This is a genomic window from Chitinophaga sp. (assembly GCF_039596455.1).
Taxonomy (GTDB): domain Bacteria; phylum Bacteroidota; class Bacteroidia; order Chitinophagales; family Chitinophagaceae; genus Chitinophaga.
The window spans coordinates 1-13,709 of sequence record NZ_JBCNJR010000003.1 but is presented as its reverse complement, the minus strand read 5'-3'; the positions used below and the strand labels follow the sequence as shown (position 1 = coordinate 13,709).

Sequence of the window (13,709 nt, the reverse complement as noted above, 5' to 3'; positions counted from 1 at the left end):
TGATTAGAACAGACTACGCCGCCGGGAAAATTACCTGTATGGCCGTGCCTTCTCCCGGTTTGGAGTGAATGTACCTTTTGGCGCGATGCCTTTCCAGTATCTGCGCGGTAAGGTGAAGGCCAATGCCATGCCCGCTCACATGGCGGGTTTGGGAGCTGCGGTAAAACAGGTCGAATATGCGGGCCTGGTCTGCTTCCGCTATGCCGGGCCCCTGGTCGGTAATGGTGATGGAAAGGGCGTTGTTCTCTACGGAAAGGCTTACCGCAATTGGATGGGGGCGGGAAAATTTGATGGCATTGTCCAGCAAATTGGAAAGGGCTACAAACAACAGCTCCCGGTTGCCGTTCACCATCAGCAGGTGCTCATGGTCTGCAATGCCGCTGAAATCTGCGGATATTTCCGCCTGCGGGTAATGCATGCCCGCTTTTTCCAGCACGTTCCAGAGTATCTCGTCTATTCTTACCGGCTGCATGTCTTTATCTGTGGCTATTTCGAGGCCGGATAGCATCAGCAGGCCTTCCATGATGGACTGCAGGTGCAGGGCGTCTTTTTTCAGCAGCTGCAATTGCTGCTCGTACTCCGGCTGCTGCCGTGGTTGTTTAAGTGTAACTTCAATGTCTCCGATGATGGCGGCCAGCGGTGTTTTCAGCTCGTGCGAAGCATTTTTGAGAAAGTTGCGCTGGCTTTTTACGCCGGCCTCCAGCCGCTCCAGGAAGTAATTGAAGGTGGTGATGAGCGCCGTCAGCTCATTCGGTTTGCCGGCCGGGAGCTGCAGGCGCGTATGCAGGTTGTCTGCCGTAATGGCGTTCACTTTCCTGATGAGGCGGGAGAAGGGCGAGAAGGTGCGCCGCGCCAGCCAGCGCGTCATTACGTAGTTAATGACAATGCCGAGCACAAAAAAGATGGCCAGCATCCACCGCAGCACGGCCAGCTGCTCCCGGCCGGTGGTGTTGTTGCCGGAGGCCACTACAATAAAATCTCCCTCATTGTCTTTGTAGAAAATGCCGGCAAAATGCCGGCCGTTCATGCGGAAGTTATAGCTGCCTTGTTTGGCAATGGTGTTCAGCACATTGTTTGGCAAGGCCAGCTCCAGCTTGTCATCAATGAAGAGCTCCCGGGTGCCTGCATGGTACAGCCGGATGGGCTCTCCGCTGATCTGCTTGTATTTTTCCTCTATTTCGCGGTACCTGGCGCTGTTCAGCTCGTCTTTTTCAAGGTAGAAAAAAGCGGCGGTGTTGGCGCGGCCCTGCAGCTTCTTGTAGTATACTTCGCGGGTGTAGTGTTCAAACAGCAGGTAGGCGCCCAGCAGCACAAAGCCCAGCGTGCAGGCAAAAATAAGGGCGCTCTGGTTGCCCAGCTTAGCTCTCAGGCTCATGGTCCTTCAGTTTCAGCATGTAGCCCCGCCCTTTGATGGTATGGATGAGGGGATGGGAAAATCCCTTGTCAAGCTTGCCGCGCAGGTAATTGATATATACGTCCACAATGTTGGTGTTGGAGCTGAAGTGGATGTCCCAGACAGATTGCGCTATCTGCACGCGGGAGAGCGCTTTTTCCCGGTTGCGCACCATGAAGGCCAGCAGCTTGAATTCACGCGGGGAGAGCTGCAGCTCTTTGCCCAGGCGGGTGGCGCTTTGTTCGTCTATATTGATCTCTACCCCGCCATAGCGCTGAAAGTCTACAATGCCGCGGTTAAACTCCATACGCCGCAGCTGTGCGTTGATGCGGGCCAGCAGCTCTTCGAAGAGGAAGGGTTTGGACAGGTAGTCGTCCGCCCCGCATTGCAGCCCCCGTATCTTTTCTTCGGGGGTGTTGAGGGCGCTGAGCATGATCACCGGGGCGGTGTTGCCCCGCTTGCGCAGCAGGGTGCATACTTCAAAACCGTCCATGTCTGGCAGCATGATGTCAAGGATGATGATGTCATACTCGTTCAGGGTGGCTTCCTGGAGGGCGTCTTCTCCGTTGGCGGCCACTTTTACCAGGTACATGTTTTCCTCCAGCCCTTTTTTGATGAAAGAGGCTACCCGGCTGTCGTCTTCTGTCAGCAGTATCCTGTTCATACCTGCAAAGGTCACGAAGAAGGGGCAACCGGCAAGTTAAAATCACCTTAAAAAATAATTTATTACATTGGGCGGTAATTCAACCAGCATCCGTATCCGCGTTCAGGCATGTATGACCGTTCACAGACAGATAAAGCATTGTTCAGGCAGATTGCCGAGGGCGACGAAGCGGCCTTCCGTGAGCTGTTCCATGCCTACATACCGCAACTGGAGCCGCTGGTGATGCACCTCACCAAAACCGCTTCCGTTACGGAAGACATTCTCCAGGAAACTTTTCTGCGTGTATGGCTCAGCCGCAACAAGCTGCCGGATATTGAAAATCCGCGTTCCTGGCTGTTGCGCATCGTGTTTTACCAGTCTTTTTCCTGGCTGCGGAAGCAGGCCGTCCATCACAAGGCCGTTAATGCGCTTTCCCAGGGCCAGCAGGAAGATGAAATGCGCAGCAGTACCGAAGAAGCAGTGGCTTTCACTACTATGCTGCGGCTGGTGGGTGAAGCCGTGCAGCAGCTGCCGGCGCAGGCCAAACGCATTTACCTGCTCAGCCGTGAAAAGGGCCTCCGCATTCCCGAAATTGCGGAGCAGCTGAACTTGTCTCCCAACACCGTTAAAAATTCCCTGGTACGTTCCCTGCAGGCCATCCGGAAGCATGTGGAAGCCTCCGGGCACTGGCTGCCGGTAATGGTGCTATGGGTGATCAGCGGAGTTTGAGGAAGGAGACCGGAAGCATATGGCCTTCCCGGCACTGCCGGAGCTTGAGAGAGGATCCCTTTCCCCTGGTATAGCAGCTTCACAGGGCCATTGCATGGCTGGAGGGCTGCTTGAAATTTTTATTAAATTTTTTTCCTCCCCATAGGTCCTAAACTTCCGGTAACGCGTCTGTTATGATGAAAGCACCACGTAAACACTGAAAAACGATACTCAATTGACAACCCGGGAAAGACTGGCATACCTTCTCAAAAGGGCCACAGAGGCCGTTGCTACGGCAGAAGAGCTGGAAGAGCTGGCGGAGCTTGTCCGCAATGACGCTTCCGGGGAGCTGGCCGCGCAGGTGGAGGCGCAATTGCAACCGTCCGTGCGGGAAGCCGCCCCCTCTCATTACAACAAACATCACTGGAATACCATAGCTGACCGCGTGCTGGCCGCAGACAGGCCGGCGCCGGCTAAAGTCATTCCCTGGCGCCGCCGCGTCTGGGCCGCCGCGGTTGTGCTGCTGCTGGCTTCCACCGCCGCATACTGGCTGCTGCGGCAGCCGCAGGCTGTTAAAGCACCCGTGGCAACGGAACAGCCGGGCAAAAAAGACATTGCCCCCGGCGGCAACAAGGCCGTGCTCACGCTGGCAGACGGTTCTGAAATAGTGCTGGACAGTGTGGGCAATGGCATACTGGCGCAGCAGGGCGGTGTGCGGGTGATCAAATCCGGCAGCGGGCAGCTGCAGTACGATGCGCCCGGCGCCACCGGGGAAACCGTGTACAACAAGATATCAACGCCCCGCGGCGGACAATACCAGGTTACCCTGCCAGACGGCAGCCGTGTTTGGCTGAACGCGTCCAGCAGCCTGCGCTACCCCGCAGCCTTCACCACAGCGGCTAGGGTGGTGGAGCTGCAAGGGGAGGCGTACTTTGAAGTGGCCAAAGCTGCCGGCAAACCCTTCCGGGTAAAGGTGGGCAATATGGAAGTGAAAGTGCTGGGCACTCACTTTAATATCATGGCGTATGAAGACGAAGAGGCCGTTAAAACCACCCTGCTCGAAGGCGCGGTGGAAGTAACCGGCAGCGGCAGCACCAGGAAGCTGAAGCCCGGCCAGGGCGCCAGCCTGCACCGCCAGAGCGGCGTGCTGGAGCTGCTGCCGGAAGTAAATACGGAAGAGGCTGTGGCCTGGAAGAACGGTTTCATCCAGTTTGAAGGGAACGACATCCGCTCCGCCATGCGGCAAATTGCCCGCTGGTACGATGTGGACGTAATATACAAAGGCAATGTGCCGGCGCATTTCAGGGGTATCGTGCCCAGAGACGTGCCCGTATCGCGCGTATTAAAAATGATGGAAATGACGGGAGAAGTACGTTTCGAGATAGGAGAAAAACAGATTATTGTTTCACCATAAAACCTCGGCAGCAAACAACCAAATTCTTGACGTTATGAGTCCCTGAACCTTGTACCATGGCCCAAATAAAAAAGCCGGTAGCGTTCGCACCGCTCCCGGCCGGTTTTGGGCCATAAACCACAATCGTTTCGCAATTATTATTTATTTACCCATAACCATACAAATGTATGCTTTTAGTGCTTTTTTCCCAAAGCAGGCCCCGGCATGCCCGGTGGCGCGCCAATATTCCGCGATTATCAGCAAAAACGTTACTGATCATGAAACTGATAGTGCTTTTGATGACCACCGCCTTACTGGAGGTACATGCGGCCGGGTACGCGCAAACTGTATCCCTGAGCCACCGCAATACCTCGCTGGAAAAGGTGTTTAAAGAGATCAGGAAGCAAACAGGCTATACCTTTTTATATACGGACGAACAATTGTTCCATGCCCGCGCCGTAACCGTGGAGCTGAACAACGTGCCGCTGCGCGAAGCGCTTGACCAGTGTTTTGACAACCAGCCGCTGCTCTATACCATTGCAGACAAAACCATTATCGTGAAACGAAAGCCGCTGCCGCCGGCCGCGCAGAAAGCCGTGGCAGACGTAGTGGTGAAAGGGCGTGTAACGGACGATAAAGGCCAGCCCCTGCCGGGTGTTACCATACAGGTGAAAGGCACTGCAAGGGGGGTGGTGACCAATGCCAACGGCGAGTACAGCATTGCCGCGCCGGGACCGGATGCGGTGCTGATAGTATCGTCTATCGGCTTCAACCGCCGGGAGGTAGCGCTCAACGGGCAAACCGACCTGAACATCACGCTGGAAGTATCAGCCTCCAAAATGGCGGAGCTGGTGGTAATTGGTTATGGTGAACAGAAAAGAGGTTCCCTTACCAGCGCCGTGTCTTCCATCACCGCCAAAGACTTTGAAGCGCAGCCTGTAAACCGGCTTGACCAGGTATTGCAGGGCCGCGTTACCGGTGTGCAGGTAACCAATTCCGCCGGTTCTCCCGGCGGCGCCGTGCGCATCCGCATCAGGGGCGGCAACTCCATTAATGGGGACAACGGGCCGCTGTACGTGGTAGACGGTTTCATCGGCGCGGAGTTCTTCTCCATCAATCCTGACGACATTGAATCCGTACAGGTGCTGAAAGACGCTGCCGCCACCGCTATTTTCGGCAGCCGCGGCTCTAACGGCGTGGTGCTGATCACCACCAAAAAAGGCAATAAAACCGGTCTGAAAGTGAACTTCACCAGCCGCCTCTCTTCTTCGCAGGTGATCAAAAAGCTGGACTTGCTCAACGCGGAAGAATTTGCTCTCACGGCCAATGACCATGCCGCAGCTGTAGGCACTGCCAAACCGTTTACAGATGAGCAGATAGCAGGCTTCCGCCAGAACGGCGGCACCAACTGGCAAGATGAGATCTTCCGCAACGCGCTGGGGCAGGAGTACATGCTGAGCCTGGCCGGCGGCAACGAAAAGAGCGGGTATTTTATTTCCGGCAACTACCTGGACCAGGACGGGGTGATCAACAACTCCTCTTTCAAACGTTACACCCTCCGCTCCAATATCAATTCAAGGCTGACAGATAAAATATCCACCTTCCTCAACATCACCGGCTCCTACAGCACCGCGCAGAACGTAGACATCCCGCCGGACGGCCCCAAGAGCCCGCTGGCGCAAGCCATCACCTGGTCTCCCACGGTACCTGTACGCAAGGCAGACGGTACCTACACTGCTGCCGACCCGGTAAGCTCTGTGTTCTTCAACCCCGTGGCCCTCACCACGGAGCAGCTGAGCGCGCGTGACCGCATGCTGGCCAACTTCATCGGCGGTTTCAAGTTTGATGACATTGCCACCCGCGGCCTTTCGCTGAACATCCAGTACGGCGCCAACTACCTGGAGTACCAGGATAAAAGTTTTGCCGCCCGCGTGGTAAACTCCGGCACTTCTACCGCCGGTCTGCGCACCAACAAAGACATACGGCTGCAGAACACCAACACGCTCAACTACAAAAGGACCTTCAACGATCATAGCCTTGATGTGACCGCCGTGGTGGAATACCAGCAAGGCACGTACAACTACATGTCTACCGGTGCGTCTAACCTCACTTACGAAGGTTTTCTCTGGAACAACCTCACGCAGGGCACGCCCGGCAGCCCCGGTTCAGGCTATTCCAAATGGGCCATTTTCTCCCTGGTAGGCCGCGTGAATTACGGATACAAAGACCGTTATCTGCTCTCCGCCGCCATCCGCCGGGACGGTTCTTCCAAGTTTGTGGGCAGCAACAAGTTCAGCTATTTCCCTTCTTTCTCCGCAGGCTGGGTAGTGTCTGAAGAGCCTTTCATGAAAGGCCAGCAGCTGTTCAGCAACCTGAAGCTGCGCGGCAGCTGGGGCTTTACAGGCAGCGAAGGCGTAGGGCCGTACAGCACCTTTTCATCTTACAGCAACCGCATTGCCTCTTTCACCAACGCTACTTTCCTGAATGGCATTATACTGGGCAACATCGGCAACCCTGACCTGAAGTGGGAAACTACAGAGCAGCAGAACATAGGCCTGGAAGCCGGTTTGCTGAAAGGGAGGATCAACTTCACGGCAGACTACTTCGTGAAAAACACGCGAGACCTGCTGCTGAACGAGAACCTGCCCATTTACCTGGGCGGCAACGTCATTACCCGCAACATCGGCACGGTGCAGAACAAGGGCTGGGAGTTTTCTGTAGATGCGGATGTGCTGGATAAAGGCGCCGTTACCTGGAACTCGGGCTTCAATATTTCTTTCGTAAAGAACAACGTAGTGTCTATCGGGGACAGGTCTGTGATATTTGACCCCAACAACCGCCGCATTGGCGGGGGCATGTCTCCGCAGGCGGAGTTTGTGGTGATGCCCGGCCAGCCGCTGGGCGCCATCTGGGGCCTGCAATACCTGGGCACCTGGAAGCCCGGTGAAGCAACGGAAGCCGCCAAATTCGGCGCCAAGCCCGGTGATGCGCGGTATAAAGACATCAAGGCAGATGGTGTAATAGATGCGGGAGATTATGGCGTGATAGGCACCGGTATCCCGAAAACCACGCTGGGGTGGAACAACACCTTCAACTATAAAACCTTTTCACTGAATATTTTCTTCCAGGGCATGTACGGCTTTGACAAGCTGAACTATAACAAGGCCGCGGCCCTGTACCTGGGCGGAGACGCACGCGAGGCCACGCACCGCGATATTCTTGACCGGTACGTTCCAGGCAAGAACGAGCAGTCCAACATCCCCGCGTTCAGCACCACCAATAAAAACTTCACGCAGTCTACCCGTTTCCTGGAAAAGGCGGATTTCCTGCGCCTGAAAAACATCAGCCTGTCTTATACGCTGCCCAAACCGGTATTGCGCCATGTGGGCCTGAAAGTATTTGTGAGCGCTACCAACCTGCTCACCTTTACAGATTACAGCGGCATAGACCCTGAGGCCAGCTCTTCATCAGGAGATTTCAGGCAGGGTATAGACTATGGCTCTTACCCCAATACCAAAACCATTACGGGCGGGCTGACGCTGAATTTTTAATGAACGGTCCAAATTATCATCAAATGAAACGCCCACAGAGAATTTGACACAAAGTAAAGGCCATCCGGGCGTTCCATTTGACCTATTAAAAAGATAAAAACATCAACAGATGAAAACATATTTCTTCGCATTGATCATATTATTGGCAGGCTGCAGCAAGGCGCTGGAAGAGAAGCCCCGCGGGCTGGTGGTAGGAAGCGAAGGCCTGAGCAGCCAGGCAGGCCTTGAAGCAGCGCTCACAGGCGCTTACGGCAGCCTGATGGTACCCTGGGAAAGCGGTTTCACCACCGTGTCACAGATAGCGATGTGCATGGGGGCGGACGATCTTACCACGCACCCCGGTTCCAACAAGGAAGAGTTCAGGGAGTTTGACCGCTTCAACGTATCGTCACTGAACAGCCGCATGACGCCCATCTGGCGCGGTTGTTACAAGGTGATACAATCTACCAACAACATCATCAACAACTACACCGCCGTTAAAGACGGCGAAGAGGCTACGGTACGTGCCATTGTGGGAGAGGCCTATTTCCTGCGCGCCCTGAGCTACTACTGGCTTACGCGGTACTGGGGCAAAGTGCCGCTGCTGCTCACGGAAAAATACTCCGCAGACCTGCTCAATATCCAGAAAAGCGAACCGGCGGCAATTTACAAGCAGATTGAAGAAGACCTGGTAAAGGCGGAAGAATGGGTGCCCAATACCAAACGAAACCCCGGCAGGCCCAATAAAGGCGCTGTAAAAGCCTTGCTGGCAGACGTGTATCTGACTGAGGCCGGATGGCCGCTCAAAGACGCGTCCAAATATGCGCTGGCCGCAGCCAAGGCCAAAGAAGTGATAGATGCAAAGGCCACCTACGGCTTTGACCTGTACAAAGACGGCTATCTGAAAATATTTGCGGGCGGTACGGTAGAAGACGTGTTCACGCTGTTCACCCGCGGCCAGTGGTCTACCTACAATTCTTTCTACGGCCTTTCCACCATGCCCGAAAATGAAGGCGGCTGGTCAGACTTTTTTCCCGAGCTGAATTTCTTCCACAACTTCCCGGAAGGCAGCCGGAAAGACGCTACTTTCTCCACCTCCTTTGTGGTAGGCGGAACTACTATTCCTTGGCAGGAGGTTACAACAAAACATCCCTACTACAAAAAGTTCACCATCCAGAGCGGCAACAAGGCTACTTACATGTCTAACAATCCCGTGATCATGATCCGTTATGCGCACGTGCTGCTGATCTATGCCGAAGCACAGGCGCGGGCTACCGGTACGCCGTCCGCCGAAGCCTATGCGGCCGTGAACGCAGTACGGCTGCGCGCCGGGCTGGGTAACCTGCCAGACGGACTTGCCGGCCCCGCGTTTGCAGAGGCCGTGGTGAATGAAAGGGCATGGGAGTTTGCGGGCGAATGGAGCCGCTGGTTTGACCTGGTGCGCCTGGAGCAGGTAGAAGCCGCCAATGAAAACAAAGATCCCGGAGACCTGCAGCCCGGCGCCATCACCAAAGAAAAATACTGGATGCCCATACCCGGCGCAGATGCATTGATGAACCCGAACCTTTGATACTGTCCACAATATTACTTTCCACATGAAAAACACCCGTTATGAAAAAACTTTTACTGCTCCTGCTGGGCGGCATATTGCTGTGCAACGTGCTGAAAGCCCAGTTCCTCCTGCTGGATGACATGGAAGGCAATGGCCCCTGTTCCGGCCGGTGGACGTACTATGCCGGCGCCGGCGCTACCGGCAACGTAGTGTTCAACGTGCCCAACCCGGCCCCTTCCGCGGTGAACCCCAGCTTTCATGTAGCCAGGTTCACCAAAGACACTACCTGTTTTGAGTACATGAGCGCCAGCTGCGGCCTTTCATCCACCTTTGACCTCGCCACCAACAGCACCTTCAAGATGCTGGTGTACAGCAATGTGAAAGAAGAGGTGATGTTCAAGCTGCAGCCCGGCAATGATTACACCAAGGCCGTGTTCTTCACCTATGCGGTGAAAAACGTTAATCAATGGGAAGAAGCTACGTTCAACTTCCAGAGCGTACGCAACAGAACGGATTTTGACCGTATTGCCGTGCAGTTCATAGACGGGAAGAAGGCCAACGGCATCCTTTACTTTGACCTGGTGCAGGCGCCCAACCCCATCGGCTTCACTTTTGAGAACACCCGTATTCAAATGGGGCAGGAGCATGGCGTGGTGCTCACCGCCAGGCTGAACGGCGCCGTGCTGAACGATACGCTGCACAAACACAACTGGTACGCAGAGAATCTGCCGCCCGGTGTGAGCATAGACAGCGTGCTGCGCGTCAACGATACCACGGTGAACATTGTGCTGGCCGGCAACTCGCCCGCCAACTACTCCCGCACCGTGCTGAAGCTCACCGTGGCAGGGCAGGAGGTAGACAATGCCAATACCCCGGCATATGCCGTAAAAGGGAACGTGGTGTTTGAAGGGAACCCCAACTGGACAATGATCTATAACGATGAATTTGACGTAGACGGCCTGCCGGACCGCAGCAAGTGGACGGTAGACCCCAAGCCCAAAGCCTGGATCAACGGGGAGCAGCAGGTGTATACAGATACCACGCACGATAACGCGCGTGTGCGCAACGGCAACCTGGTGATCACCGGTAAGAAAGACTTCCCCACCGGGGTGCCTACCGAACCATGGTCTTCCGCCCGCCTTATTTCACAGGGCAAGATGGATTTCCTCTACGGCAAGGTAGAAGTGAAGGCCAAGCTGCCCAAGGCAAGGGGCTCCTGGCCTGCCATCTGGCTGATGCCTACCAGCAGCGCCTACGGGGCCTGGCCGCGGAGCGGGGAGATAGATATCATGGAGCATGTGGGCAACAACTTCGGCAAGGCCATGTCTACCGTACACACGCAAAACAATAACTGGACAAACGGCGGCCACCTTACCGGCCAGCGCACGCTGCCGGATGCGCATACCAATTACCACGTGTACGCGCTGGAATGGAGCCCTGACTCGCTGGTATTCACCTATGACAGCGTGCATGTATACACCTACCGCAACCCGGGAACAGACTGGAAAGACTGGCCGTTTGACCAGCAATTCCACATCATCCTCAACGTGGCCATCGGCGGCGGCATGGGTGGCAATATTGTGGAAGGGGACTGGCCTGATAGTATGAGCGTGGATTATGTGCGCGTATACCAGAAAGGCCTGGGCACGCCCGTGCCTGACACCGTGATAGTGACCCCTGCCAACCAGCTGGTGCTGGCGGGCAAAACCATCCAGTACACCGCCAAGGTGCTTGACCAGAACGGCCATGTGATGGCCCTTGCGCCGGCGTGGAGCGTTACCGGTACCGGCAACACCATTACCACCGGCGGCCTTGCCACGCTGGATACTTCAGGCGTTATCACCGCCACCGCCACGCTGGAAGGGATCACCGTTTCCGGCAAGGCCTACGCAAACGTAAGGATACCGAACTATAAACCCGTGCCCGCCAGGATAGAGGCGGAAGCTTTTGATAATTCCAACTCCTGCTGCACAGAGCCCACGCAGGATACCAGCGGCACCGTAAACGTCAGCTATATTGGTAAAGGCACCTGGTTTGAATATGACATTGATGTGCCGGATACCAACAAATACCGCGTGCAGCTCCGCGCCGCCGTCAGCTCCGCCACCAGCGCTACCATTATGCTGGATACGGCTACGCTCACCACAATGCATCTGCCGGCTACAGGAGGCTGGCAACGCTGGGCTACCGTTTCTTCAGAAAAGATCAGGCTGAAGAAAGGGAAGCAGACCATCCGCATTTTCTCCAATAACTCCGGCTGGAACTTTAACTGGCTGCGCATTGTGGATGCAGACAGCGTAACCCTCACCCGCATAGCAGTTACGCCTGATTCTCTTACGCTCGAAGTAGGCGAAACGCAGCAATACAGCGCCAAAGGTTTTGACCAGCACGGCAACATTGTTTCCTTTACACCCAGGTGGAAAGTAGGCGGCGCAGACAGCAGCCATACCATTACCGCGCAAGGGCTCTTCACCGCCGGCGATTCACTGGGCTGGTTCAAGGTAAAAGCGAGGGACAGCGGCGTGACCGGTATTGCCATGGTGAAGGTGGTGCCCGTGCCCGTGCTCACCCGCGCCGTGATACAGCCTGATACCGCTACCGTACCCGTGGGCGCTTCACACGCATTCTCCGTAACCGGGTACGATCAGTTTGACAGCATCATGCCGGTGCCCCAGCAAAGCGTATGGACAACAACCGGCGACCGCAACAGCATCAGCAACAAAGGCGTGTTCACCGCAGGTGATTCCCTGGGCATTTACCGGGTTGTATTCACCTCCGGCGCCGTTACAGATACCGCTTACGCCACCGTGGCCTATACCTGTACCGTGAATGACCGGTATGAGGCGGAATCAGCTTCTAACGTAGCGCCCGGCCCGGTGCTGCAGCCCTGTACAGATGAGGGCGGCGGCCAGAACTATACGGGCCTCGCTACCGGCCACTGGTTTGCGTACAGCAACCTGAACGTGCCTGTAGCAGGCAGGTACACCATGAGCTTCAGGGTATCTTCCACTGCGCCGGCGCAGATAAAAATCGGCCACAGCGGCATGATATTCGGTATCATACAAGTGCCCTCCACCGGCGGCGTATGGAAAACCATCAAAGACACCATCACTTTGCCTGCGCTCAATTACACGGGCGTGCATGTGCAATCCGGCAGCTTCAAGTTCAACTGGTTCAGCATAGACAACTGCGCCACGCCGCCTCCGGTGCTCACCCGGCTTGAACTGGCCCCGGACACTGTTGAGCTGAGCAGCGGCGGCACGCAGCAGTTCACCGCCCAGGGCTTTGACGAGAATAACCAGCCCATGACGCTGCCCGCCCCCGTGTGGACGGTAACCGGCAGCGGTAATGCCATTACGGCTGCAGGATTGCTGACGGCAGGCGCCCCCACCGGGCAATACACCGTAACAGTAACCGCCGGCGCTCTCAGCAAAACCGCGCACCTGAACATTGTGAACTACACCTGCACGGTGAATAACAAATACGAAGCGGAAAGCGCTTCCGCCCGCCACCCCGGCCCGTACCTGCAAACCTGTACGGATGTAGGCGGCGGCCAGAACTTCACCGGCCTGGCGGTGAGCCACTGGTTTGCCTATAACAACCTGGTGGTGCCCACGGCAGGCGTGTACACCGTTAGCGTGCGCATATCTACCACGGCGCCCGCGCAACTGAGCGTTGGGCATGGCGGTGTAACGTTCGGTTACATAGATTTGCCCAACACGAACGGCACATGGCAAACCATAAAAGATACCATGACGCTGCCTGCCCTTTCCTACACGGGCATACACGTGAAGGCAGGCACCTTCAAGTTCAACTGGTTCAGCATAGACAATTGCGTGCCGGATACGGCCCAGGCGCCCATGCTGATGGCCATGTCCCCGAAAGCGGAGAAACAGGAAGAGGCGGAAAACGCCTGGCTGTTCCCCAACCCCGTTACGGCACAGGTCATCATCAACCTGCCGGAAGGGTTCCGTACCGCCACGCTGCTGGACATGCAGGGCCGCGCCATCAGGCAATGGGCCGTTCAGCCGGGAGAAGTGCGGCTGGTGAAAGACCTCAGCTTCCTCAAAGCCGGGATGTACCTCATCCAGCTCAAAGGCAACCGGGAAACGGAGGTGCTGCGGGTGGTGAAACAATAGCGTAAAACGTTGATAGTTAAGGAGGATGGGCCGGAAAGCGGCTCATCCTTTTTTTTTGCGCCGGTGGGAACGGGTGTGTTGTTCCGTACTTCCTCTGGCCGGATGTTGTAATCCATGCCAACTTAACATGCTGGTTCAGTACCTGGTCTATACCTATGTTAGACCTATATCCTACCTATATCACACCTATGTTAGACCTATGTTAGACCTATATTAGACCTATATTAGACCTAGTTCCTACCTATATCACACCTGGTCTTGTCCTGATATAGGTTTACACCTTGGTTTAGAAAATACTGATATTGGTTTACAATGCTCAAAACTAATCCTGATTCCGGCTTACAGGGTGAA

7 protein-coding genes are annotated in these 13,709 nt (G+C 55.6%); 5 read left to right on the top strand and 2 right to left on the bottom strand.

The window, feature by feature from the left end; all coding sequences use genetic code 11:
• Positions 1-13 precede the first annotated feature (13 nt).
• Together ABDW36_RS13010 and ABDW36_RS13005 are read right to left on the bottom strand one after the other, a co-directional pair.
• Positions 14-1,375 (bottom strand): HAMP domain-containing sensor histidine kinase, encoded by a 1,362-nt coding sequence (locus ABDW36_RS13010; RefSeq protein ID WP_343702339.1) that lies wholly within the window; start codon positions 1,373-1,375, stop codon positions 14-16.
• A complete protein-coding gene (locus tag ABDW36_RS13005) occupies positions 1,359-2,057 on the bottom strand; it encodes a response regulator transcription factor (protein WP_343702338.1) in 699 nt (232 codons plus the stop codon). Before ABDW36_RS13005 ends, ABDW36_RS13010 begins: the two co-directional genes overlap by 17 nt.
• A 108-nt stretch (positions 2,058-2,165) precedes the next feature.
• Between ABDW36_RS13005 and ABDW36_RS13000 the strand changes: the two genes are divergently transcribed.
• The 5 genes from ABDW36_RS13000 (at position 2,166) to ABDW36_RS12980 (ending at position 13,358) form a co-directional block, all read left to right on the top strand.
• A complete protein-coding gene (locus ABDW36_RS13000; protein WP_343702337.1) occupies positions 2,166-2,765 on the top strand; it encodes a sigma-70 family RNA polymerase sigma factor in 600 nt (199 codons plus the stop codon).
• 214 nt (positions 2,766-2,979) lie between these two features.
• Positions 2,980-4,158: a FecR domain-containing protein gene (locus ABDW36_RS12995; RefSeq protein ID WP_343702336.1), complete on the top strand. Its 1,179-nt coding sequence runs from the start codon at positions 2,980-2,982 to the stop codon at positions 4,156-4,158.
• 257 nt (positions 4,159-4,415) lie between these two features.
• Positions 4,416-7,688: a TonB-dependent receptor gene (locus tag ABDW36_RS12990; RefSeq protein WP_343702335.1), complete on the top strand. Its 3,273-nt coding sequence runs from the start codon at positions 4,416-4,418 to the stop codon at positions 7,686-7,688.
• A 109-nt stretch (positions 7,689-7,797) separates the two neighbouring features.
• The gene (locus ABDW36_RS12985) at positions 7,798-9,237 is read left to right on the top strand and encodes a RagB/SusD family nutrient uptake outer membrane protein (protein ID WP_343702334.1); all 1,440 of its coding nucleotides are present in this window, start codon (positions 7,798-7,800) and stop codon (positions 9,235-9,237) included.
• A 41-nt stretch (positions 9,238-9,278) separates the two neighbouring features.
• Complete coding sequence (locus ABDW36_RS12980; RefSeq protein WP_343702333.1) at positions 9,279-13,358, top strand: carbohydrate-binding protein; 4,080 nt, start codon at positions 9,279-9,281, stop codon at positions 13,356-13,358.
• Positions 13,359-13,709 lie beyond the last annotated feature (351 nt).

Bases quoted from the DNA above. Each gene is read 5' to 3' on its own strand.
- ABDW36_RS13010 (WP_343702339.1), bottom strand. From the start codon at position 1,375: ATGAGCCTGAGAGCTAAGCTGGGCAACCAGAGCGCCCTTATTTTTGCC.
- ABDW36_RS13005 (WP_343702338.1), bottom strand. From the start codon at position 2,057: ATGAACAGGATACTGCTGACAGAAGACGACAGCCGGGTAGCCTCTTTC.
- ABDW36_RS13000 (WP_343702337.1), top strand. From the start codon at position 2,166: ATGTATGACCGTTCACAGACAGATAAAGCATTGTTCAGGCAGATTGCC.
- ABDW36_RS12990 (WP_343702335.1), top strand. From the start codon at position 4,416: ATGAAACTGATAGTGCTTTTGATGACCACCGCCTTACTGGAGGTACAT.
- ABDW36_RS12985 (WP_343702334.1), top strand. From the start codon at position 7,798: ATGAAAACATATTTCTTCGCATTGATCATATTATTGGCAGGCTGCAGC.
- ABDW36_RS12980 (WP_343702333.1), top strand. From the start codon at position 9,279: ATGAAAAAACTTTTACTGCTCCTGCTGGGCGGCATATTGCTGTGCAAC.